Below are 21,771 nucleotides of genomic sequence, written 5' to 3'. Positions count from 1 at the left end.
GGCCTCAGGACCGCTCTAGACTGGCATATAGGGCAATCGCCGCAGCATTTGAGACATTGAGCGAGCCAAACCCGCCGGCTGCGTCAATTTTCACCAGGTGATCAACTGTTTCCTTGGTTTTTTGCCGCAGCCCGGGGCCTTCGGCCCCCAGGACCAGGGCCACCGGCAGATCCTTGCGCCCCGCAAGGCAGCTCTCGATGGTCTGCTCGGCCTCGCCATCCAGCCCCAGCACCACATAGCCCATGTTCTGCAGCTCGGTAATGGTATCGGCCAGGTTGCGCATCCGCAGATAGGGCTGGCGCTCCAGGGCGCCGCTGGCGGTTTTGGCCAGGGCACCGGTTTCCGGCGCCGAATGGTGCCGGGTGCCGATGACGGCGCTGGCCCCAAAGACTTCGGCAGAGCGCAAAATGGCGCCCACATTATGCGGGTCGGTCACCCGATCCAGCAATACCACCCGCGGGATTTCGGCACCAATGCAGTTTTCCGACAAAGAGCCCCAGTTCAGCGGCATCACTTCCAGTGCGGCCCCCTGGTGCACCGAGTTTGGATCCAGCGGCGCGTTGAACCTGCGCGGCTCCACCAATTCGGGCTCGATCCCAGAGGCCGCGATGGCCTCTTCCAGCTTGTTCTGAGCATTCAATGTCACAATAAGGCGCAGTTTTTCCCGTTTTGGGTTCATCAGCGCATCACGCACGGCATGCAGCCCAAAGAGCCAGACGGTCTCAGCGCCACCGGCCTTTTTGTTCTGCTCCTTTTCGATCACCCACTGGGGCTTTTTCGTGGGTTTCTTTGACATCGTTCTCTCCAGCAAAAGGAATTTCAGGTTCGGGCAAAAAACTTGTGTTTTTTCTGTTGACGCCCCTTAGGTGCGCTAGTAATCACGCCCTCACAGCAGGTCAACAGCGACTTGCTAGTGGGCGACAGGCCGCAAGGTGTGGCAGGGGACTGTAACTCCCTCGCGGAGACGCACGCCTGGTTCGATTCCAGGGTCGCCCACCACTTCCTCATCTAAGCGGGAAGTGAAAATCAAATAATACCAAATATTTATGGAAAACAGAACTTTCACCTTGGTGACATAAGTTGGGAATTCCGTAGGGTTTCAGTCCCACCACAGCCGATCACAGGATGGCGGAGCTCTGGCAAATGCCCAAAAGCGTGCCCCATTCTATTGGGACCGGGCTATTGGGACCAGTCTATTGGGACCGGGGCGGATATTGTTTTCGCAAATGGGTCCCCAAGCGATATCGGACGGTTGATACCCGACAGCTTGTAGTCATCAGCTCGTAGTCATCTGTCTGCATACTTAAAATAAACTGGAGGCTGCCAAGACGGCCGTCGCTGTGGAAAACCATGTCACAGGATAGCATGTCACAGGATAGGTATGGGCAAAGCCTCAGGTCTCTGCCAGCGCCTGCTCGACCCAGGCAACCAAGCCGCCAAGCTCATCGGCGCCCTGAACGGCCATCCCGCCAGAAAAGGCCTTGAAGGGCTCAACGTTCATCCGATTGACGCCTGACACCACAACCATCCCCTGGGCCAGGGCCTCCCCTATGACCGGGCGCATGCCACGACCGTCGGCTTCGTGTTTGCCAAATTTATTGACGATCAGGACCTGTGGGCGGGGCTCTGCCTGCAGGCTGCTGGTCACCTGCCCCACCGCCTGCTCCAGTGCCTCAGGGTTCAGACGGCACCCACGAGCACCAGCGCCCAAGGATTGCGAAATGCGAATGGTCTCGCCATCGGGCAACACCCGTACATCCATGTCGCACAGGGCATCATCGCTGCATTCGGTATTGGTTTGCACAATCCCCGCCAGCGCAATGCCTTTGGCGTACAGCGCCTCTGCGAGGCTGCTCAGCAGCCGGTCGGTGCCGCCACGGGTTTCGGTCATGACATAGGCCAGATGCATCAAATGCCCTCTCATCAGTGGTTTGGACTTTCGCCTCAATTGCTATCCGCAATTTGTCCCTGATGCCAGAGCGGTTTTCCTGCGCCCAAAGTCAGGGGCGCAGGAAAACGGGTTTATAGGCCCAGCGCTCTTTTGCGCTCTTCGGCAAAGCCCTGAACGATGCGGTCGGCAATCAAGGCCAGAATGGCCATGGCCGCCCCGGCTGAAATGCCAAGCCCCACATCCGCCTGCCCCAGCGCCAGATAGATCGACTGGCCCAGACCGGTGGTGCCGATCAGCGCCGCAATCACCAGCATGGCAAAGGCGTAGAGGATGGTCTGGTTCAGCCCCAGCAGGATGGATGGAGCCGCATAGGGCGCCCGCACATCCCGCATCATCTGCCAGCGCGTGGCGCCCGAGGCGGTGGCTGCCTCGATCATCTCTTCCGGCGTCGCAATCAGCCCCTGCCGGGTGTAGCGGATCATCGGCACCACGGCATAGGCGATGATCGCCAGAAAGGCCGAGAATTCGCCAATCTGGAACACCATCAGCACCGGGATCAGGAACACAAACAGCGGGATGGTCTGCAACATGTCACAGATCGGCCGCACGATGCGCCAGGCCATGGGGGAAACCGCGCAGAGCAAGCCGATAGCGCCGCCCAGCACAGCGCAGGCAAAAACCGCAGCCCCCGACAGATAAAGCGACAACAAGGCGCGGTCCCACAGGCCCGAAACCAGGATGGTGCTGAGCAGAACCACCGACAACAGCGCCAAGCGATGCCCTCCGGCAACCCAAGCCAGCGCGCCGACACCGATGATCACAAAGGGCCAGGGCAGCTGTGACACGCCCGTTTCCAGGATCCCGGCGGCAATCAGCAGCACCAGACCAAGGGTCAGCTGACCACGCAGGGCCAGCAGCCCGCCAACAAGAGCCGCCCCAGCGTAGAACCACAGGCTCATCGCGCTGGTCCACTGAAAGCCCCAGGTAAAGGGCAGGATCGCCTGATCCAATCCGATGCGCAGCGGCAGCAGCACATAGAACATGATGCCGTTTTTGAAACTGGTCAGCGCCTCTGCATTGGACCGGGTGAAATCAGTGAGCCAGCTGTCCAGCCCATCGGCCACCGGGTCCAGCAGCTGATAGCTGCTGGGATCGCCAATGCGGCTCCAGAACAGCAGGCTGACACCCGCCCCCAGCGCCAGAATGCCCAGGGACACACGCCCATCCCAAAGCTGACGTCGCTCCTGCGCCAGGGTGCCACTCATCCGGTCGATCAGGATGGCAAAGACCACAATGACCGAGCCCGCCAGCATCGCCGGGCCAAACTGCGCCTTGCGCATGGTCAGCAGAACTTCCCAGCCGATGTCATTAAAGCCGCCAATGACGGCGGCGATGATCACCATCGACAGGGCCGCCATCAGACATTGATTGACCCCCACCATGATCTGCACCTTGGCGGCTGGGAGCTCGACCTGAAACAGCTGCTGCATCCGGGTGCCACCGGCCATGACGGCAGCCTCTTTCACATCCGATTCAACCCGTTGCAACCCCAGCAGCACATTGCGCGCCATCGGCGGCGCCGCATAGATCGCCGAGGCAATGAGACCCACAACAGGGCCAAAGCCAAACAGCACCAAAAGCGGCGTCAGATAGGCAAAGGTCGGCACCGTCTGCATGACGTCCAGCAAAGCCTGCACCGGCTCGCGAAAGCGGGGGAATTCATTGGCAACAATGCCAATTCCGGCCCCCACCAGCAGGGCCAAAGGCACCGAGACGGCAACCAGCGCCAGGGTATTCATCCCCTGCACCCAATAGCCAGAGGCCACCACCAGCCCCAGCCCAATGGCAGCCATCGCGGCCATGGTGATCCCGCCCAGACGCCAGCCCAGGGCCACGGTGGCCGCGATCAGCACGGGCCAGGGGATGGTTGCCAGGACATAGTTGGTGGCCGCCATTGGATAGGCCATCAGCGCCGAGAACATCCGCGCCGCGGGTTTTACAAAGCTCAGCACGCCCTTGACGCCTGTGCCGACGCTTTCTGTGGCGGGAAGAACCCAGTCTTGCGGGAAGGCTGTCAGCCAGGGCATCCCGGCTTCAAGCAGCAGACAGAGCGCGCCAACAATCACCACAATCAGCGCCGCCAGGCTTCCGGTGCTATGGCTTCCGGTGCTATGGCGGCTCATTGTTCGGTTTCCACCTGCAGGGCCGCCGCCAGATCAGCCGGGTTGATAACCCCAACCAAAGCACCATCTCTGTCCCGCACCGGCACCGGATCATACAGATCCATGCAGCGCGCCAGCGCCGCATCCAGCGTCATATCCCGGCGCAGCCCCGGATCATCCGCCCCATATGGGTGGGTGGCGGGGTCCCGCATCACCGAGGCCACATTGGCATGACGCCCCTTGGCCACATCTTTGGAGAATTCGCGCACATAGTCATCCACCGGGTTCAGCACGATATCCGCCGGGGTGCCGATCTGCACAATCTTGCCATCGCGCATGATGGCGATGCGATCCGCCAGTTTCAGCGCCTCGTTGATGTCATGGGTGATGAACACGATGGTGGTCTTCAGCTTGTCCTGGATATCCAGAAATTCATCCTGCAACTGGCGGCGGATCAGCGGATCCAGCGCCGAAAAGGGTTCATCCAGAAACCAGACCGAGCAATCCGCCACCAGAGAGCGGGCAATGCCAACCCGTTGGCGTTGGCCCCCGGACAATTCGCGCGGGAAGCGATCTTCGCGCCCCTCAAGCCCCACCAGATTGATCACCGCCTGCGCCTTGGCGCGCCGTTGCTTGCGCTTTACCCCCTGTACTTTCAGCGGATAGGCAACATTGTCGATCACGGTCATATGGGGGAACAGGCCAAAGTGCTGAAACACCATGCCCAGGGTTTTGCGGCGCAGCTCGATCAGGCGGGACTTGCTGGCTGAGACGATATCTTCGCCTTCAATCCGGATCTCCCCGTGCGAGGCCGGCAGCAGCTGCGAAATACAGCGGATCAAGGTGGATTTGCCCGAGCCCGACAGGCCCATGATGACAAAAAGCTCGCCCTCTTTGACGTCAAAATTGGCATCCTGCACCGCAGGCACCAGCCCCTGGGCGCGCAGCGCGGCAGAGACCTCATCCGCAGTGTCATGCTGCGACAGCGCCTGTTTCAAGGCGCTGTCTGCATTGGCACCAAAGACCTGCCAGACGTTCTGGCAGGAAATGGCGGGCGTATCAGAGCCAGCCATAGCTGTCTCGCGTGCTGTCTCGATCACCGTGCTGCTCACTTGGTCGCGGCGTCGACAACAGGGCGCCAGCTGGCTTCATTGGCTGCCATCCAGGCTGCAACCACCTCTTCGACCTTGCCACCGTCGACATCCACAGCGCCCATCATCGGCTGCTGGTCAGCCACGCTGAGGGTGTAGTTTGACAGGATCTCGTAGGCTGCGGGCCAGGTTTCGGCCATACCGGCCCAGGCGGCCTTGGAAATCAGGGTCGAGGTGAAATCGCAGTCATTGATCGCATTGGGATTGGGACCCCAGGCCGGATCAGTAAAGCAGGCCTCTTCGCCCGCAGGCAGGTCAACAAATTTCACATCATAAGCCGACATCGCCCAATGGGGTTGCCAGAAGGTGACCAGCAGTGGCGTCTTGCGCTCGCTGGAGGCGCGCAGCTCGGCAATCAGGGCGCCCTCGGATCCCGCAGGCACCGCTTTGAACGGCAGCTCAAGCCCGGCCATGCGGTCGGCCCCAGGGGTGCCCCAATCGGCAGGGTAGTCGACCAGACGGCCCGCTGGCAGGGTCTCGGCCGAGGCAAACAGCGGCGCGCAGTCCTTCAGCGCTTCCCAGGCGGGCAGACCGGGGCACAGCTCGGCCACATGGGCGGGGTAGGCAATGCCCTCTTTGGCGGCAAGTTCCAGATCGCCCAGATCGACGATGCTGCCTTCGGAAATTTTGATGGCATATTCATCCGATACATTGGAGGACCAGATTTCCAGCGTTGCGTGGATTTCACCATCTGCAATGGCCTGGAACTGGTTCATCATGCCGGCAGTGACATATTCCACCTTGTAACCGGCTGCTTTCAGCATCTCGCCGGCGATATGGGTGGTGACATGCTGGCCGGTCCATTCGTTGATCGCCAGTTTGATGGGCTGATCCACAGCCCCCAGCTCAGCCGCGTTACCCGCGCCCGCAACCATCGAAGCGGCGCCAAGAAGGCATGCAAATGTTGTCTTTTTCATTGTTCATTTCCCTGTTGTATGCCTCGCCATTCCAATTGGTCGGCAAGGGGATTATGATAGACCAGAGCAGTCCCAAACCGCCCAAAAGCTACTGCTGCGCCGCACCCGAAGGCACGGGCAAAGGCGCGGGCCTGAGGTACAGCCGCCGGCTACAATCACCAGTCTTGGTCAGAGTGTGACCGGGTATGCCACAAGTATTTGAACGCTTTGCGACGCTTTGTCGAGGTTTTGCGGCGCATTTCAGGTAAAATTTTGATCCACCATTCAAGTTTATAAATATAGAACCCATTTTTTGGCGGCAAATGAGTCTCCGGGCTGCTGTGCCACAGCCCGAATCGCGACGCTCACACGCCTGCGGTGGCGACCCTTGCCGCCGCTTGTCTGCCTACAGCTCCTGCGCCAAACGCAGCATTCCGGCCGTGATCTGGCTCAGCTGCGCGGGCGTGGTCACAAAGGGCGGCATGGTATAGATATTCTTGCCAAAGGGGCGCAGGAATACCCCCATCTCATGTGCCAGCCCATGGGCCACATCCGCCGATACCACATGGGCCATCTCGATCACACCAATGGCCCCCAACACCCGGACATCACGCACATTTGGCAGGGCGCGGGCCGGTTCCAGCTCTTGTTTCAGCTGGTCAGAGATCGCGGCCACCCGGGCGCGCCAGTCCTGTGCCGTCAACACATCCAGCGCCGCCTTTGCCGCAGCGCAGGCCAGCGGGTTGGCCATATAGGTCGGCCCATGCATAAAGATACCAGGCTTGCCGCCGCCGATGCCCAGCGCCACCCGGTCATTGGTCATGGTGCAGGCAAAAGAGATATGCCCCCCCGTGAGCCCCTTGCCAAGGCAGATGATATCCGGCTCCACCGCGCAGAAATTGGTGGCAAACATCTCGCCGGTGCGGCCAAACCCGGTGGCGATCTCATCAAAGATCAGCAGGATACCCAGCTCATCACAGAGGCGGCGCGCCTGGTTGAGGTACTCAGGATGGTAGAAATACATCCCCCCGGTGCCCTGCACCACGGGTTCGAGGATAAAGCCGGCGATGCGGTCGACATTGGCCACAAGCAACGCCCGCAGCGCGGCGATGCCATTTTGCGCCGGGTCCTCGACCCAGTCCTGCCCCATGGTGATGGGCGGGCGGGCGACAAAATGCTGCACACTCAGCGCCCCCTGAAACAGATGATGCATGCCGGTGTCCGGGTCACAGACGCTCATCGCCTTCCAGGTATCGCCGTGATAGCCCGAGCGCACAGTGGCAAACTCACTGCGGCCCGCAAACCCCTTGGCGTGCTGGTACTGCACCGCCATCTTCATCGCCACCTCAACCGAGACCGAGCCAGAATCGCAATAAAAGATCCGGGTCAGGCTGTCCGGTGTGACCTCCAGCAGCTTGCGCCCCAGGTCGATGGCCGGGTCATGGGTCAGCCCGCCAAACATCACATGCGGCAGCCGGTCCAGCTGGTCGTGTATGGCCTGCGTGATCGCCGGGTGGCGGTGGCCATGCATCATGCACCACCAGGACGACATGGCGTCAATCAGCCGGGTGCCGTCCTCCAGGGTGATATGCACCCCCTCGGCCTCCTTCACCACAAAGGTGGGACCGGGTTTGGCAACATTGGTATAGGGATGCCAAAGGTGCTGCTGGTCAAACTCCAGCTGGCTCAGGCCCGATGCGGTCATGGTGTGTCTCCTCCGGTCAGGGCCTGGCGGATCAGGTGCAGTTTGATGTGTTCGACAAAGGCCTCTGCCAAAACCGCCGGCTTTGCCCCAAGATCAGGGATCATCGGCAGACGGCCCAGATGCGCGACCTTGCCAAACTGAACAATCGTCTCCTCAACCTCTGGCTCTGCCGTGCCGATAAAGGCCACCCCAATCACCCGACAGCCTGCATCCCGCAGCGCCTTGAGCGACAAAAGCGTGTGATTGATGGTACCCAGTTGCGTGCGGGCACAGAGGATCACCGGCGCGCCCCAGCGGGCAAAGAGATCCAGATACAGCATCCGACGGTTGAGCGGCACCATCACCCCGCCCGCGCCCTCAATCACCAGCGGGCCGTCCAGCTGCGGCAGCGCCAGGCTCTCCGGGTCGATCTCCACCCCTTCGGCCTCTGCCGACAGATGTGGCGAGGCAGGATGTTGCAGCCGATAGGCCTCAGCCAGGACTGCCCCGCCCGAGAGCCGCGCCACGATCGCGCTGTCGGTTTCCTCTTCCAGGCCCGACTGCACCGGCTTCCAGTAGCTGGCCTGCAGCGCCTGCACCAAACCCGCAGAAAAGATGGTTTTGCCGATACCAGTATCGGTTCCGGTCACCACCACTGTCCTCATGCCACCTGCCCCAGACCCGCGGGCTGTTGCTCCAAATGCGCAAGCTCGGGGGCCAGTCGTTCAAACAGCTCGGTGATGAGCGGTTTGGTCAGCGTGCCAGTCAGCGAGATCCGCAGCCGTGATGTGCCCCTGGGCACTGTCGGTGGGCGAATGCCGCGAATGTCAAAGCCCTGCCCCTGCAAACGCTCAGCCAGCGCCATGGTCAGCTTGTCATCGCCAATGATCACCGGCAGGATCTGGCTTTGGAAGCCGGTGATGCCGCAGAGCCGCGCCGCCTCGCCGTGGGCATGGGTGATATGGTCCCAGGCCCGGTTGCGCCGCTCGGGGTTCTGCGCCAGATCGCGCAGCGCCACCCGCACCAGAGCCGCATTCAGCGGCGAGGGCGCAGTGGCAAAGATAAAGCCACGCCCGCGATTGACCAGGAAGTCAATCAGCACCTGAGCACCGCAAATCAAGGCGCCGGAAACCCCCAGCCCCTTGCCGCAGGTGTGCAGCGTCAGAACGGTCGGGTTCTGGGCATAGTCATGCGCCAGCCCCCGCCCCAGATCGCCAAACAGCCCGGTTGCATGGGCTTCATCCACCACCAGAACCGCCCCTTCGCGCCCGGCCAAAGCGGCAAATTCCGCCAGCGGCGCCAGGGTGCCCTCCATGGAATAGACCGACTCGATGGCGATCCAGACCTGACCACTGCCGCCTGTTGCGCGCCACTCAGCGATCTGTACCGCCGCATCACTGGGGTCATTGTGGCTGAATTTGCGCGTCTCAGCCCGGCCCAACCGCATGCCATCATGGGTGCTGGCGTGGATCAGCGCATCATACAGCACCAAATCACCGCGCTGCGGCAGGGTTGAAAAAATCGCCTGATTGGCATTAAAGCCACCCCCCATGAACAGCGCTGCCTCGGTGCCAAAAAACGCTGCTGCCTCGGCTTCGAGCAGGAGATGCTCCTCGGCATTGCCGCGCAGCAGCCGCGAGCCACCGGCGCCAACGGGAACGCCACGCTCCAGCGCCTCCAGTGCCGCCGTTTGCAGCAGCTGGCTCTGCGCCAACCCAAGGTAGTCGTTGGAGGAAAAGTCATGCCCCGCCCGTGGGATCAAGCGGCGAAACCGCCCCTGATCGCGAAGGTCCTGCAGCCCAGCGGCATGGCGTGGAAAAACCTGGCTCATGCCGAGACCTCCGCGCGGGTTTCATTTGCGCTGGCGGCGCCTGTTTTGCGCTGATTTTCGCTGTGGCTGCCGTCGCAACCCACGCCCATGGCCGTGATGCCCAGACGATCAAACAGCATCTGATCCTTGTCCTCTTCGGGATTGTCAGCGGTCAGCAAGGTGTCACCGACAAAGATCGAATTGGCCCCGGCAAAGAAGCACATGGCCTGCAGCTCATCCGACATATCGCTGCGCCCGGCAGACAAGCGCACATGGGATTTTGGCATCAGGATCCGCGCCAGCGCGATGGTGCGGACAAATTCAATCGGGTCCAGCTTGGGCACATCCGCCAGCGGCGTATCCGGCATGGGGATCAGCATGTTGACCGGCACCGAATCCGGGTGCTCCTGCAGGGTGGCCAGCGCCAACAGCATGTCGATGCGGTCCATCTGCTGCTCACCCATGCCAACAATGCCACCGGCGCAGACCTTCATCCCCGCCTCGCGCACCCGGTTCAGGGTGTCGATCCGGTCGGCAAAGGTGCGGGTGGTGATGATTTCGGAATAGTAGCGTTCCGAGGTGTCGATATTGTGGTTGTAATAATCCAGCCCGGCGTCGCGCAGGCGAAAGACCTGGCTGTCGTCCAACATGCCCAGGGTCATGCAGGTCTCCATCCCCAGATCCTTGACCCCGTGAATCATCGCTTCCAGGGTGGCCATGTCGCGATCCTTGGGCGAGCGCCAGGCCGCCCCCATGCAATAGCGCGTGGCGCCGCCTTCCTTGGCTTTGCGCGCCTCGGCCAGAACCCGCTCCACCTCGATCAGCTTGCTGGCAGAGAGTTTTGCACCGTTGCGGGCCGACTGCGAACAATAGGCGCAGTCCTCGGCGCAGCCGCCGGTCTTGATGCTCAGCAGTTTGGATTTCTGCACCTGATTGGGATCGTAGTGCTGGCGATGCACCACCTGCGCCTCGAACAACAGATCCATGAAGGGCTTGTTGTAAATCTCTTCCGCCTCGGCGCGGGTCCAGTCGTTTCGAATAGGGGCAGCGTCCAGCATGAGCTCTCCTGGGGATCACAGTGTTGCGGTTGAGCGGCCCTGAGGCGCGCTTGGTTTTTATAGATAATTTGAGAGAGGGCGCAAAGAAAATATGTTGCAATGCGGCAATTTCGAACACGAGCCACTTTATTCAATTGTTTTTAATAGATTATTTTTATCTATCAAAATACCGATTGACGGCACCCCATCGCCTCCCCTAGGTCTTAACCCACGCAGGGGAGTCCCACCGAGGGGACTGAGAGGCTGACAGGTCAGAGCAATCTGACCGGCGACGCGACCCTTAGAACCTGACCCAGTTGACACTGGCGTAGGAAGCTAGGACGCGCCGCCAAAAGGGTTTCCACCCCCTTTCGCCGTGCACCGAACCGGGAGGGCCCTTGATCCTCCCAGCGCCTCCCAGCCAAGCCTCATCTGGTGACTTTTTTGAGTATTGGCTCGAGGAGCACCAAAATGAACGTAAGCCCTACAAAGATCACCCCAAAGGTGACCACAGGCGCGCTGCCCGCATCGCGCAAGATCTATGTGCCCGGTGAGATCCACCCCGAGATTCGCGTGCCCATGCGCGAGATTTCCACCCATCCCACCGCAGGTGAAGCGCCGCTGCCGGTCTATGACAGCTCTGGCCCCTATACCGATCCGGATCAGCAGACCGATATCCGTCAGGGCCTGGCGCAGCTGCGCCGCGATTGGATCCTGGCGCGTGGTGACGTCGAAGAATATCAGGGCCGCGAAATCACCGATGCCGACAACGGTTTTGTATCTGGCGATCGGCTGACGCCGGAATTCCCGGTCAAACCTGCGCCGCTGCGCGCCAAGGACGGCAAGGCGGTGACCCAGCTGGCCTATGCCCGCGCCGGCATCATCACGCCAGAGATGGAATTCATCGCCATCCGCGAAAACCAGCTGCGCGAGACATCGCCCTGCCACCGCGACGGCCACGACTGGGGCGCCAATATCCCCGATTATGTGACGCCGGAATTTGTCCGCCAGGAGGTTGCCGAAGGCCGCGCCATCATCCCCTCCAATATCAACCACCCCGAGATCGAGCCGATGATCATTGGCCGCAACTTTCTGGTGAAGATCAACGCCAATATGGGCACCTCCGCGGTTTCGTCCTCGATGGAAGAGGAAGTGGACAAGCTGGTCTGGTCGATCCGCTGGGGCGCGGATACGGTGATGGACCTGTCCACGGGCCGCAACATCCACAACACCCGCGAATGGATCGTTCGCAACTCCCCCGTCCCCATCGGCACGGTGCCGATGTATCAGGCGCTGGAAAAGGTGAACGGCATTGCCGAGGACCTGACCTGGGAGGTGTTCCGCGACACATTGATCGAACAGGCCGAACAGGGCGTGGACTACTTCACCATCCATGCCGGCGTGCGGCTGCATATGGTGCCAATGACGGTCGAGCGCGTCACCGGCATCGTGTCGCGCGGCGGGTCGATCATGGCAAAATGGTGCCTGCATCACCACAAGGAGAGCTTTCTCTATGAGCATTTTGAGGAGATCTGCGACATCTGCCGCAAATACGACGTCTCCTTCAGCCTTGGCGATGGTCTGCGCCCCGGCTCGATCGCGGATGCCAATGACGCGGCGCAGTTTGCCGAGTTGGAAACCCTGGGCGAGCTGACCAAGATCGCCTGGGCCAAGGATTGCCAGGTGATGATCGAAGGGCCGGGCCATGTGGCCATGCACAAGATCAAGGAAAACATGGACAAGCAGCTGGAGTGCTGTGACGAGGCGCCGTTTTACACGCTTGGCCCCCTCACCACCGATATCGCGCCGGGCTATGACCATATCACCTCGGGTATCGGCGCGGCGATGATTGGCTGGTTTGGCTGCGCCATGCTGTGTTATGTGACGCCCAAGGAACACCTCGGCCTGCCCGACCGCGATGACGTCAAGGTTGGTGTGATCACCTACAAAATCGCCGCCCATGCCGCCGATCTGGCCAAGGGCATGCCTGGTGCCCAGCGCCGTGACGATGCGCTGTCGCGCGCCCGGTTTGAATTCCGCTGGGAGGATCAGTTCAACCTGTCGCTGGACCCCGATACTGCCCGCGAATTCCATGACCAGACCCTGCCGAAAGAGGCCCATAAGGTGGCGCATTTCTGCTCCATGTGCGGGCCCAAATTCTGCTCGATGCGGATCAGCCACGACATTCGCGCCGAAGCCCAGAAGGAAGGCATGGAGGCCATGGCCGCCAAGTTCCGCGAAGGTGGTGAGCTCTATGTGCCCGCCCAGGCAGATACAGCTCAGACTGGCAAAGCACAGGCGGACAAAGCACAGGCAGGCAACGTACAGGCAGGCAACGTACAGGCGGGCAAAGTACAGGCGGGCAAAGTGCTGGAACCAGGCGCATGATCACTATCGCGGGGGCGGGGCTGGCCGGCCTCGCCACCGCTTACGAGCTGTTGCAGCGCGGCGGCGAGGTGACGCTGTTTGAACGCGGGCCAGGTCCCGGCATGGCCAGTGTGGCGCGCTTTGCCGGTGGCATGTTGGCACCTTTTTGCGAACGCGAGAGCGCCGAAGAAGAGGTTATCACCCTCGGCAGCCGCGCCTTCGAGTGGTGGGCCAAGATCACACCGGTGCACCGGCGCGGCACGCTGGTGGTCGCGCCTGCCCGCGACCGGGCCGAGCTCAGCCGTTTTGCCCAACGCACCCGGGGCCACCAGCTGCTGGGCAGCAGTGATATCGCTGAACTGGAACCCGCCCTGTCGGGACGCTTTGCCAGTGGTCTGTTCTTCAAGGACGAAGCCCATCTCGATCCGCGCCGCGCGCTGGTCGATCTCGCAAAGACAGTCGAAACTCTGGGAGGCCAGATCCTGTATGACACCCCCGCCCCGCGACGGGTGGATCTGGACTGCACCGGCATCGCCGCCGCCCTGCCCGCTCTGCGTCCGGTGCGCGGCGAAATGGCGCTGCTGCACTGCGACGGGGTTGAGATCAGCCGCACCCTGCGGCTGCTGCACCCGCGTATTCCGCTATATCTGGTGCCACGCGGCGATCAGCATTTTATGATCGGCGGCACCATGGTTGAAAGCGCATCACCCCGCGCGCCCACCCTGCGATCCGTCAGTGAATTGCTCAGCGCCGCCTTTGCGCTGCACCCCAGCTTTGGCGAGGCCAGCGTGGTTGAGCTCGGCGCCGGTCTGCGCCCCGCCTTTGCCGATAATTTGCCCCGCCTGATCGAACAGGACGGCGTGCTCTATCTCAATGGGCTGTACCGCCACGGCTTCCTTTTGGCGCCGGCCATGGCGCGCCGCGCCGCCGAACGGTTGCTGCCACAGCCCGCAGACCTCTTGTCCATGGAGACCTCTGGATGAACATCACCGTAAACGCCAAGCCGCATGACATCTCGGCCACCACGCTGGACGCCGCCCTGCGCGAGCTGGGACTGACCAGCCCGGCGCTGGCCACGGCCCTGAACGGCAGCTTTGTTTCGCGTGCGAAACGTGTTGACACCCAGTTAACCGAAGGCGACCGGATCGAAGTCCTGGCGCCGATGCAGGGAGGCTGAGCCATGGAGTTCTACGGCACCGCGCTCAGCTCCCGCCTGTTTCTGGGGACCGCGCAATACCCCTCCCCCAAGGTGCTCTGTGAGGCGATCACCGCCAGCGGTTGCGAGGTCATCACCCTGTCCCTGCGCCGCGAAACCAGCGATGGCGCTGGCACCGGGTTTTGGCAGATGCTGCGCCAGACCGGCGCCCGCATCCTGCCCAATACCGCCGGCTGTCACAGCGTGCAGGAGGCGGTGACCACCGCCCAGATGGCCCGCGAGATCTTTGACACCGATTGGATCAAGCTTGAGGTCATCGGCCATGCCGACAGCTTGCAACCGGATGTCTTTGGTCTGGTGGAGGCCGCAAGGATCCTCAGCGACGATGGCTTCAAGGTCTTTCCCTACACCACCGAGGATCTGGTGGTGGGCGAGCACCTGCTGCAGGCAGGCTGCGAAGTCCTGATGCCCTGGGGGGCGCCGATTGGATCTGGCCAGGGGCTGCGCAATCCCGATGGGCTGCGGGCCATGCGGGCGCATTTTCCAAACACGCCCTTGGTGGTGGATGCCGGCATTGGCCGCCCCTCGGATGCGGCGGCGGCGATGGAGCTGGGGCTGGATGCGGTGCTGCTGAACACGGCTGTGGCCAAGGCCGGAGACCCGGTCGGGATGGCCCGCGCCATGGCCCAGGCGGTGGCAGCCGGTCAGGCCGGATATCAGGCCGACCCAATGCCGCGCCGCGACATGGCGGTGCCCTCGACCCCGGTTCTGGGACTGGCAGAGCTGACATGAAGGACGATCAGGCAATGGAACGGTTTTATCTCATCGTCGGCCATGTCGGCCAGCTGGAGCTTTTGGTGCCGCAGGGCGCCAGATTGGTGCAGCTGAGGATCAAGGACGCCGCCGAGACCGAGCTGCGCCGCCAGATCGCCCGCGCCCGTGATTTCTGCGCCGTGCATGGCGCCCAGTTGGTGGTCAATGATCACTGGCAAATCGCGCTGGATCTGAACTGCAGCTTTGTGCATCTGGGCCAGGAGGACATGCAGACCGCAGATTTTGCCGCACTCAACCGCGCCGGGGTGCGCTATGGCCTCTCCACCCATGACGAGGCTGAACTGGAGCGCGCGCTGCGCCATGATCCGGCCTATGTGGCGCTGGGGCCGGTCTATCCAACCCTGTTGAAACAGATGAAATGGGGCCCCCAGGGGCTGGAGCGTGTGACCCGCTGGAAAGAGCTCGCAGGCAAGACCCCGCTGGTGGCCATCGGCGGCCTGACACCAGAGCGCCTGCCCGGTGTTTTTGCCGCTGGCGCCGATAGCGCCGCCGTGGTGACGGATATCCAGCAGGCAACTGACCCCGAGGCGCGCTGCCGCCAATGGGCCAAGGCCTGCGCCTGATGTCACGCTACGCCCGACAGATGACCCTGCCCGAGGTCGGCGCTGTGGGCCAGGCACGGCTGGCGCGCGCTCATGTGCTGGTGGTGGGCGCTGGCGGGCTGGGCGCACCGGTGCTGCAGTATCTTGCCGCAGCCGGTATCGGCTGTCTCACCCTGCTGGATCCGGACCGGGTGGAAGAGAGCAATCTGCACCGCCAGGTGCTGTTCACCATGGCCGATATCGGTCAGACCAAAGTCACTGCGGCGCAGGCCCGCCTTATCGCCAGCACCCCGGCGCTGACGGTGTATCCCCACGCCGAGGCGCTGAGCGCGGCAAATGTCTCGCGGTATCTGAACAACGTGGATCTGGTGGTGGATGCGGCGGATAGTTTTGCCACCTCCTATATCCTGTCGGATGCCTGCCTTGCGCGGGGACTGCCGCTGATCTCGGCCTCGGTCCTGGCGCAACGGGGCTATGTCGGTGGCTTCTGTGGCCCGGCCCCTTCGCTGCGCGCGCTGTTTCCGGAGCTGCCAGAAAGTGCCGCCAGCTGCGCCAGTGCCGGGGTGATGGGGCCGGTGGTGGGCGCAATTGGCGCGCTGCAGGCGCAGATGGCGCTCAAGACCCTGTTGCGCCACAGCCCCTCGCCGCTGGGCCGGGTGATGCAGATAGAGATGGCGGATCTGACCATGAGCAGTTTTGATTTCAGCACCGCCTGCGAGCCTCCGGATCCGCTGCGGTTCACCAGCCCCGAGCTGATCCCGGCGCGGGCCCAGGTGATAGATCTGCGCTCAATTGAAGAAGCCCCCCAGCCCGCCGTGGCAGGGGCGCGGCGTTGTCTGCCCGATGAGCTGATCGCTGCAAGTATGACCCCCGCCCCCCCGGCAGCTGCCGCGCTATTGCCCGGGCTGCCAACGGTGCTGTGTTGCCGATCCGGCGTGCGGGCCTGGCGCGCGGGGCGCGCGCTGCAGGCGCAGGGCTTTACCCAGATTGAAATTCTCGCCGTTGGCGACCCCGCATGAGCCGCATTCTGGTGGTGGCAGGCACCGACAGCAGCGGTGGCGCCGGCTTGAGCCGCGATATCGCCATGGCCCAGAGCCTGGGCTGTTCGGTTTCGCCGGTGGTGACTGCGGTCACGGTGCAAACCAATGCGGCCCTGATCGCCACCCAGCCAATCCCACCGCAGATTATCGCGGGGCAGGTCACAGCCGCCTTTGATCCGGCCGGGCAAATCCCGCGCGCCATAAAAATTGGCATGATCGGCGCGCCAGACGCCGCGCAAAGCCTGGCACAAGCGCTGCCTTTGGGGGTGCCGATTGTGCTGGATCCCGTGCTTAAAAGCTCGTCTGGAGGTGCCTTGATGTCTTTGGAAACCCTGACGCCCCTGCTGCCAAGAGTGACACTGTTGACGCCCAATCTGGAGGAAAGCGCCCTGCTTGCCGGCACCAGCCACCGGCCCCAGGAACCGCCAGAACTGGCAGAGTTGGCAGCGCGCGCGCAGATCATTTTGGCAACCGGCGTTGCTGCGGTGCTGATCAAGGGTGGCCATGGCCAGGGCGCGCGCAGCATTGACCATCTGTTTACCGCTGACAGCCATCAGGTGTTTTCAGCACCACGTCTGCCCGTCAGCAAGCGTGGCACCGGTTGCAGCCTGGCAACCGCCCTCGCCTGTGCGCTGGCTCAAGGGGCTCCTGTGGCAGAGGCCTGCGCCAAAGCAAAAACCCAGATGACCCTGTGGCTGGGCAGCGAGGGGTAAGTCAGACGGCCCCGTCTCTGGCAAAATCCCTGACAAAGCCCCTGCCCCCCCTGGCAGAATCCCTGACAACCCCCCTGGTCAACCGGACAGGCCCTGATTTTCATCTCGGCCAATGCGCAACATGGTCAGGGTTTGCAGCAACACGGATTTACTGATGGGTTTTTGCAGGAAATAGTCCATCCCCGCAGCCAGGCAGGCTTCGCGGTCGGATTCAAAGGCATTGGCGGTCAGCGCAACAATCACCGGCTGCTCGATATCAAGACTGCGGATCTCCCGGGTTGCCGCAAGCCCGTCCAGCTCGGGCATGGACATGTCCATCAGAATGATATCCGGCGCCACTTGCGGGCACATGGTGACCGCCTGGCGGCCATTATGGGCCTCGCTCAGGGTGATCCCCAGATCGGCCAAATATTTGCGGACCAGCAAACGGTTGGTTTTGTTGTCCTCTGCCAACAAGACCCGGCAACCTGCCAAAGCCGCTGTATCCAGCATCGTCTCGACCCGCGAGGCACCGGGAGAACTGACCGCCTTGTCCAGCTGAATGTTCAACCGGAAGCACGCGCCCGTCTCCTTGATCCGGCACAGCTCAATGCCCCCGCCCATGCGCTTTGCCAGGATGCTGGAAATCGTCAATCCCAGCCCGGTGCCGCCAAAGGCCCGCGTGGTGGCAGCATCCGCCTGCTTGAAGCGATCAAAAATATACTCGGCCTGGCTGTCTGAGATACCAATCCCGGTGTCATCCACCGTAATAACCAAATTGGTGGGGTCCTCATCATCGCAGTCAACACTGATATCCACGCCGCCCTCGGAGGTGAATTTCACCGCATTGCCAATGAGATTCACCAGAATTTGCCGCAGTCTCCCATCATCGCCATGCACCCTGTCCGGCAGGTTTTCCGCAAAACTCACCGAAACCCACAGGCCTTTTTCCCGCGCCTTTGGCCGCAACAGATTGACCGCGCCAGCAACACAGTTTCGCAGATCAAAATCAATCGGACTGATCGCCAAACGCCCCGCTTCGAGACGCGACAGGTCAAGGATATCATTGATGATTTTTAGCAGCGCATTGGAGGAATCCCGAATGGTGCCCAGATACTGTCTTTCCTCTGGACCAAGATCAAATTCCGACATCAGCTCGGTCATCCCGACAATGCCATTCATCGGTGTTCGGATCTCATGGGACATATTTGCCAGAAATTCTGATTTGGCACGGTCGGCGCTTTCGGCAGCAATTTTGGCATCATTCAGGTCATTGTTGCGTTGCAACAGCGCTGCGTTTGCCTCGATCAGCTTTTCGCGCAGATGTACGTCGCGGGTCACATCAAGATTGACCCCAATCATCCGCAACCGGCCGTCGCTATCGGCATAGGCGGTGCCCATACTGCGGATATGGCGCACCTCCTGGCTGGGCAGGACAATGCGGTATTCCGAGCTGTAGCTGCCACCGACATGAGAGGACCTGCGGTGTTCAAGCACGGTCTGCTCGCGATCATCGGGATGCAGGCAATTCTCCCAGGTGTCAGCCGTCACCAGATCATTGATTTTGAGTCCATAGATTTCACGCAGGTTCGGATCCCATACGGTTTCGCGGGTTATTGTGTTCAGCTCCCAGATGCCGATCTTGGAGATATCCACTGCGATTTCAAGCCGCCGGGACAGGGTTTCCAACTGCCGTTCGCGCCGTTTCAATGTCTGAATGGCATCACGCCGCGCCGCCGAGAGACGACTGGCCATATAGATCGGCACCACAATAAAACCACCAGCAACAAAGACCAGCAGGCGCCATGGCCAGGGATTGGCCTTGCGGGCCGACCAGCCCCCCTTGGGGCGGGCGGCAATCTGCCAGGACCCAAAGGGCAGCGGGATATCCAGGCTAACCGGGTTATCCATAAAAACGGAGGGATCGCCAAAGAATTGCGCCCCCTCGGCGCCCATGCCGTCCTGTCCCCTTATCCCAACCTCAATGCCCAGGTCAGGAGAGTTGAACCCATGCGCCTCGTACAAAAGATCTGCCCGCATGACAGAGGACAAGACCCCCCAGAACCGGCGGTTTTCCCCCGAACCGGTGAAGACCGGAAAGCGGCCAATAAAGGCCTCACCGCCCTGCACCAGTTGCACCGGCCCTGCCAGGACCACATTGCCCCTATCGCGGACTTTATAGGCGGCCTCTCGCTGGGCGAGGTTCTTGTTATAGTCCAGACCCAGGGCTTCCTCGTTGCCCTGCAACGGGTAGATCATCGTCACCACCAGATCCGGCGCCGCTGCAACATGGCTGATGCCGGATTGCGTTCCCAGCACCATTTCACCCAGCTGGGTGAACCGCTCCTGGGACATGTCAGGCTCGGTGGAAAGCACCGCAACCAGCCCGCGTACCAGTTGAAGATCGGCGTTTAGCGCCCCTTCAAGACTGGCTTGCAGCTGGCTCACTTCGCGGCGCACATCGGTCCGCAGCTCCTGATTATGGATGGTGTTGTTTTGCTGTTCTGAATAATAGCCTGCAGCCAGAACCAGAACAAAGGCGACCAAGACGGGAATATGGGCACGTTTAAATAGCCCAGCAATAGGTTTTGCAGAAGGAGCTCTCACGGAACAGACACCACCCAACCTTACCAGCCTTGGCCAAACAAAGACGCGACCAAACCTATTCGCCATTTCCCATTGTTCTTCATGATATGTGCCGCACAGGAGTTCATATCCGCTTAACAAGACGCCCCTTTAAGCGAAAATCTTTACAGAATTGGTCCTGCCGCAGCTTTCACATATCACAGGGAACCGGCCGTTTCCGTGGTGAATCCATCGCAGATCAACCCGGGGCCATGGCTGCCAGTGCACCGCCCTGGGGTCAAGCCTTGGGAGGCGTCAAAATCGCGATACGTGCCGTATAGCGCACTCATTTGTTGGCACTGCGCGCGATGCAATGCCCCTTCCCTGCCCCTGCCCTGCCTCTGACCCTGCGACAGAGGCCTCTGTCGCAGCACTCGCAGGGCCAGCACATCCACGAGGTCAGGCGGCACTCATGGCGACAGGCCGGGACGCCCCAGCAGGTGTCAAACCCGGCTTGCCAGAGCCCGGTTTTGGCGCGAGCTGCGCCTTGGCCCACTCCGCCAAGTCATCGACATTTGGAGCAAGAGCGACCCCCAGATCACCGATAAATTCAAAAAAGGCCTCTTGGTTGAGCTGATTGAGCCCGACAAGAACCGGAATTTCCAGCGCCAAAGCCTCGCCGATGGCGGCGCGAAATCCCCGTCCTTCGGCCTCGTGCTTACCAAATTTGTTGATAATCAACATCTCGGCCCCGACCTGCAAAGCCCGCTCGGTCAGCGCCACCGCCTCTTCCAGGGCGGCAGGATCCAACCGGCAGCCACGTGCATTTTCGCCTAAGGATTGCGAAATGCGGATCACCGGCCCCTGTGGCAATACCTGCACATCCATGTCACAGCGACAGCTGTCTGTGCGCTCTGAATTGACTTGCACGACGCCGCAGGGGGAATGTCCCTCGGCCCGGAGCCGTTGGCTCAATTGATGGAGAATTTGATCGGTGTCCCCACGCCCCTGTGCCATTGTGTAGGCAATCTTCATTGTCTTCTTCCTTGACCTGATACCACGGGGCAGGATCGCCGCCTGCCCCGGTGCTATGTCTTCTTCCCTGTGCCGATAACCTGTACCGCGAACCTGTGCCTCAGAGAACCGGCTGCAAATCTGCCCCGGTGATCTCTGCTCCAGCGGCCAGCTGCTGCACAAACCCCTGTGCCGAACGCGCCCAGGCGGCTTTCTCCATTGCAATGGTGATGGCGCGTTTGGCGGCTTCAAAGGGCAGCTCCTGACCCTTTGCCACCGCATCCATGCGCACCAGATGGTAGCCATGGCGCGACAAGATGGGCACCGGGGTGATCTCGCCCTCATTCAGATGATGCAGGATGTGTTCGAACTCTGGCACCGTGTCGCCAGGCCCAAGCTGACCCAAAGCCCCACCCGAGGATTTTGACCCGCAATCGCTATCCGTCTTGGCCAGCGCCACAAAATCCCTGGGGTTGGTCTGAAGGCGCGCGTTCAGCACATTGGCCTTTTGCAGCGCCTTTTCTTTGGCTTCTTTGTCACGGGGATCACAGGCACACAGGATATGGGAAACCTCCCACAAAGGCGGCGAACGGAACCGCGACGGATCGCGCGCCCATTCGGCTTTGACCTCTTCTTCAGTCGGCGCCTCCACCTCGACGCGGGCTTCGAGAAGGCCCCGGATCAGGGCCTCCTCATCTGTTTCAAAGCGCCCCGGCTCGACCTCGGCCGGCTCTGCTGTCAGCCCCTGACGGCGCGCCTCCTGCAACAACAAGGTACGCACCGCAACCGCATTGGCGGCTTTGCGCCAGGCGATGCCAGGCTTGCCAGTTGGGGCTTCGTGGTTCTGTGTTTCCGCCGCAATCACCGCATGCGGAACCAGTTCACCATTGACGATGAGATCGGGAAAAAGGCCAGCTTTCATCTTCATTC

At 61.5% G+C, this 21,771-nt stretch carries 19 protein-coding genes and 1 tRNA gene; 8 read left to right on the top strand and 12 right to left on the bottom strand.

Annotation, left to right across the window (positions count from 1 at the left end):
- Window positions 1-4: 4 nt before the first annotated feature.
- Complete coding sequence (rlmB, locus tag ARCT_RS0108255; RefSeq protein ID WP_027239640.1) at window positions 5-796, bottom strand: 23S rRNA (guanosine(2251)-2'-O)-methyltransferase RlmB; 792 nt, start codon at window positions 794-796, stop codon at window positions 5-7.
- Window positions 797-915: 119 nt separating this feature from the next.
- Here rlmB and ARCT_RS27935 point away from each other — a divergent pair.
- Window positions 916-999, top strand: a tRNA-Tyr gene (locus tag ARCT_RS27935).
- Between the two features lie 394 nt (window positions 1,000-1,393).
- On the opposite strand, the gene ARCT_RS0108250 is transcribed toward ARCT_RS27935, so the two are convergent.
- The 8 genes from ARCT_RS0108250 to bioB form a co-directional block, all read right to left on the bottom strand.
- A complete protein-coding gene (locus tag ARCT_RS0108250) occupies window positions 1,394-1,909 on the bottom strand; it encodes a DUF2478 domain-containing protein (RefSeq protein ID WP_027239639.1) in 516 nt (171 codons plus the stop codon).
- 113 nt (window positions 1,910-2,022) lie between these two features.
- Window positions 2,023-4,074, bottom strand: a complete 2,052-nt coding sequence (locus ARCT_RS0108245; protein WP_027239638.1) for an ABC transporter permease — start codon at window positions 4,072-4,074, stop codon at window positions 2,023-2,025.
- Window positions 4,071-5,126, bottom strand: a complete 1,056-nt coding sequence (locus ARCT_RS0108240; protein WP_027239637.1) for a quaternary amine ABC transporter ATP-binding protein — start codon at window positions 5,124-5,126, stop codon at window positions 4,071-4,073. The genes ARCT_RS0108245 and ARCT_RS0108240 overlap by 4 nt, the downstream gene beginning before the upstream one ends.
- Before the next feature lie 35 nt (window positions 5,127-5,161).
- Window positions 5,162-6,121, bottom strand: a complete 960-nt coding sequence (locus tag ARCT_RS0108235) for an ABC transporter substrate-binding protein (protein WP_027239636.1) — start codon at window positions 6,119-6,121, stop codon at window positions 5,162-5,164.
- A 385-nt stretch (window positions 6,122-6,506) separates the two neighbouring features.
- Entirely contained in the window at window positions 6,507-7,805 is a 1,299-nt protein-coding gene (gene bioA, locus ARCT_RS0108230; protein WP_027239635.1) for an adenosylmethionine--8-amino-7-oxononanoate transaminase, read from the bottom strand.
- Entirely contained in the window at window positions 7,802-8,449 is a 648-nt protein-coding gene (gene bioD, locus ARCT_RS0108225; protein WP_027239634.1) for a dethiobiotin synthase, read from the bottom strand. Before bioD ends, bioA begins: the two co-directional genes overlap by 4 nt.
- Complete coding sequence (locus tag ARCT_RS25710; RefSeq protein ID WP_036784637.1) at window positions 8,446-9,615, bottom strand: 8-amino-7-oxononanoate synthase; 1,170 nt, start codon at window positions 9,613-9,615, stop codon at window positions 8,446-8,448. The genes bioD and ARCT_RS25710 overlap by 4 nt, the downstream gene beginning before the upstream one ends.
- On the bottom strand, window positions 9,612-10,652 hold the full coding sequence (gene bioB / locus ARCT_RS25705) for a biotin synthase BioB (RefSeq protein WP_036784634.1): 1,041 nt from the start codon (window positions 10,650-10,652) through the stop codon (window positions 9,612-9,614). The genes ARCT_RS25710 and bioB overlap by 4 nt, the downstream gene beginning before the upstream one ends.
- A gap of 450 nt (window positions 10,653-11,102) precedes the next feature.
- Between bioB and thiC the strand changes: the two genes are divergently transcribed.
- Genes thiC through thiD form a run of 7 tightly spaced genes read left to right on the top strand, consistent with a single transcriptional unit; the run spans window position 11,103 to window position 17,283 of the window.
- The gene (gene thiC / locus ARCT_RS25700) at window positions 11,103-13,019 is read left to right on the top strand and encodes a phosphomethylpyrimidine synthase ThiC (protein WP_240476286.1); all 1,917 of its coding nucleotides are present in this window, start codon (window positions 11,103-11,105) and stop codon (window positions 13,017-13,019) included.
- Window positions 13,016-13,981 (top strand): FAD-dependent oxidoreductase, encoded by a 966-nt coding sequence (locus ARCT_RS0108205; RefSeq protein WP_027239633.1) that lies wholly within the window; start codon window positions 13,016-13,018, stop codon window positions 13,979-13,981. The genes thiC and ARCT_RS0108205 overlap by 4 nt, the downstream gene beginning before the upstream one ends.
- Window positions 13,978-14,175, top strand: a complete 198-nt coding sequence (gene thiS / locus ARCT_RS0108200) for a sulfur carrier protein ThiS (protein ID WP_027239632.1) — start codon at window positions 13,978-13,980, stop codon at window positions 14,173-14,175. The genes ARCT_RS0108205 and thiS overlap by 4 nt, the downstream gene beginning before the upstream one ends.
- A gap of 3 nt (window positions 14,176-14,178) precedes the next feature.
- Entirely contained in the window at window positions 14,179-14,946 is a 768-nt protein-coding gene (locus ARCT_RS0108195; protein ID WP_027239631.1) for a thiazole synthase, read from the top strand.
- A 14-nt stretch (window positions 14,947-14,960) separates the two neighbouring features.
- The gene (locus ARCT_RS0108190; protein ID WP_027239630.1) at window positions 14,961-15,551 is read left to right on the top strand and encodes a thiamine phosphate synthase; all 591 of its coding nucleotides are present in this window, start codon (window positions 14,961-14,963) and stop codon (window positions 15,549-15,551) included.
- A complete protein-coding gene (locus ARCT_RS0108185; RefSeq protein ID WP_027239629.1) occupies window positions 15,551-16,549 on the top strand; it encodes a HesA/MoeB/ThiF family protein in 999 nt (332 codons plus the stop codon). The genes ARCT_RS0108190 and ARCT_RS0108185 overlap by 1 nt, the downstream gene beginning before the upstream one ends.
- Entirely contained in the window at window positions 16,546-17,283 is a 738-nt protein-coding gene (gene thiD, locus ARCT_RS0108180; RefSeq protein WP_027239628.1) for a bifunctional hydroxymethylpyrimidine kinase/phosphomethylpyrimidine kinase, read from the top strand. The genes ARCT_RS0108185 and thiD overlap by 4 nt, the downstream gene beginning before the upstream one ends.
- Before the next feature lie 78 nt (window positions 17,284-17,361).
- Here thiD and ARCT_RS25695 read toward each other — a convergent pair whose 3' ends face one another.
- The 3 genes from ARCT_RS25695 to ARCT_RS0108165 all read right to left on the bottom strand — a co-directional run bounded on the left by ARCT_RS25695 (window position 17,362) and on the right by ARCT_RS0108165 (window position 21,763).
- Window positions 17,362-19,869, bottom strand: coding sequence for a response regulator (locus tag ARCT_RS25695; RefSeq protein ID WP_051361036.1), 2,508 nt, complete (start codon window positions 19,867-19,869; stop codon window positions 17,362-17,364).
- Window positions 19,870-20,286: 417 nt separating this feature from the next.
- Entirely contained in the window at window positions 20,287-20,862 is a 576-nt protein-coding gene (locus tag ARCT_RS25690) for a DUF2478 domain-containing protein (protein WP_084300795.1), read from the bottom strand.
- Window positions 20,863-20,962: 100 nt separating this feature from the next.
- Window positions 20,963-21,763, bottom strand: coding sequence for a peptidylprolyl isomerase (locus ARCT_RS0108165; protein ID WP_036784631.1), 801 nt, complete (start codon window positions 21,761-21,763; stop codon window positions 20,963-20,965).
- Window positions 21,764-21,771 lie beyond the last annotated feature (8 nt).

Origin of the sequence: Pseudophaeobacter arcticus DSM 23566, assembly GCF_000473205.1 — a bacterium.
In the GTDB taxonomy this organism is placed as follows: Bacteria; Pseudomonadota; Alphaproteobacteria; order Rhodobacterales; family Rhodobacteraceae; genus Pseudophaeobacter; species Pseudophaeobacter arcticus.
This window is presented reverse-complemented; position numbering and strand designations above follow the sequence as displayed.

What these genes read in the sequence shown, in the direction of transcription:
- thiS (WP_027239632.1), top strand. Translation starts at nt 13,978, where the DNA reads ATGAACATCACCGTAAACGCCAAGCCGCATGACATCTCGGCCACCACG.
- thiC (WP_240476286.1), top strand. Translation starts at nt 11,103, where the DNA reads ATGAACGTAAGCCCTACAAAGATCACCCCAAAGGTGACCACAGGCGCG.
- ARCT_RS0108250 (WP_027239639.1), bottom strand. Translation starts at nt 1,909, where the DNA reads ATGCATCTGGCCTATGTCATGACCGAAACCCGTGGCGGCACCGACCGG.
- ARCT_RS0108235 (WP_027239636.1), bottom strand. Translation starts at nt 6,121, where the DNA reads ATGAAAAAGACAACATTTGCATGCCTTCTTGGCGCCGCTTCGATGGTT.
- ARCT_RS0108185 (WP_027239629.1), top strand. Translation starts at nt 15,551, where the DNA reads ATGTCACGCTACGCCCGACAGATGACCCTGCCCGAGGTCGGCGCTGTG.
- bioB (WP_036784634.1), bottom strand. Translation starts at nt 10,652, where the DNA reads ATGCTGGACGCTGCCCCTATTCGAAACGACTGGACCCGCGCCGAGGCG.
- bioA (WP_027239635.1), bottom strand. Translation starts at nt 7,805, where the DNA reads ATGACCGCATCGGGCCTGAGCCAGCTGGAGTTTGACCAGCAGCACCTT.
- ARCT_RS0108195 (WP_027239631.1), top strand. Translation starts at nt 14,179, where the DNA reads ATGGAGTTCTACGGCACCGCGCTCAGCTCCCGCCTGTTTCTGGGGACC.
- ARCT_RS0108165 (WP_036784631.1), bottom strand. Translation starts at nt 21,763, where the DNA reads ATGAAAGCTGGCCTTTTTCCCGATCTCATCGTCAATGGTGAACTGGTT.
- ARCT_RS25710 (WP_036784637.1), bottom strand. Translation starts at nt 9,615, where the DNA reads ATGAGCCAGGTTTTTCCACGCCATGCCGCTGGGCTGCAGGACCTTCGC.
- bioD (WP_027239634.1), bottom strand. Translation starts at nt 8,449, where the DNA reads ATGAGGACAGTGGTGGTGACCGGAACCGATACTGGTATCGGCAAAACC.
- ARCT_RS0108240 (WP_027239637.1), bottom strand. Translation starts at nt 5,126, where the DNA reads ATGGCTGGCTCTGATACGCCCGCCATTTCCTGCCAGAACGTCTGGCAG.
- ARCT_RS0108205 (WP_027239633.1), top strand. Translation starts at nt 13,016, where the DNA reads ATGATCACTATCGCGGGGGCGGGGCTGGCCGGCCTCGCCACCGCTTAC.
- ARCT_RS0108190 (WP_027239630.1), top strand. Translation starts at nt 14,961, where the DNA reads ATGGAACGGTTTTATCTCATCGTCGGCCATGTCGGCCAGCTGGAGCTT.
- thiD (WP_027239628.1), top strand. Translation starts at nt 16,546, where the DNA reads ATGAGCCGCATTCTGGTGGTGGCAGGCACCGACAGCAGCGGTGGCGCC.
- rlmB (WP_027239640.1), bottom strand. Translation starts at nt 796, where the DNA reads ATGTCAAAGAAACCCACGAAAAAGCCCCAGTGGGTGATCGAAAAGGAG.
- ARCT_RS25690 (WP_084300795.1), bottom strand. Translation starts at nt 20,862, where the DNA reads ATGAAGATTGCCTACACAATGGCACAGGGGCGTGGGGACACCGATCAA.
- ARCT_RS0108245 (WP_027239638.1), bottom strand. Translation starts at nt 4,074, where the DNA reads ATGAGCCGCCATAGCACCGGAAGCCATAGCACCGGAAGCCTGGCGGCG.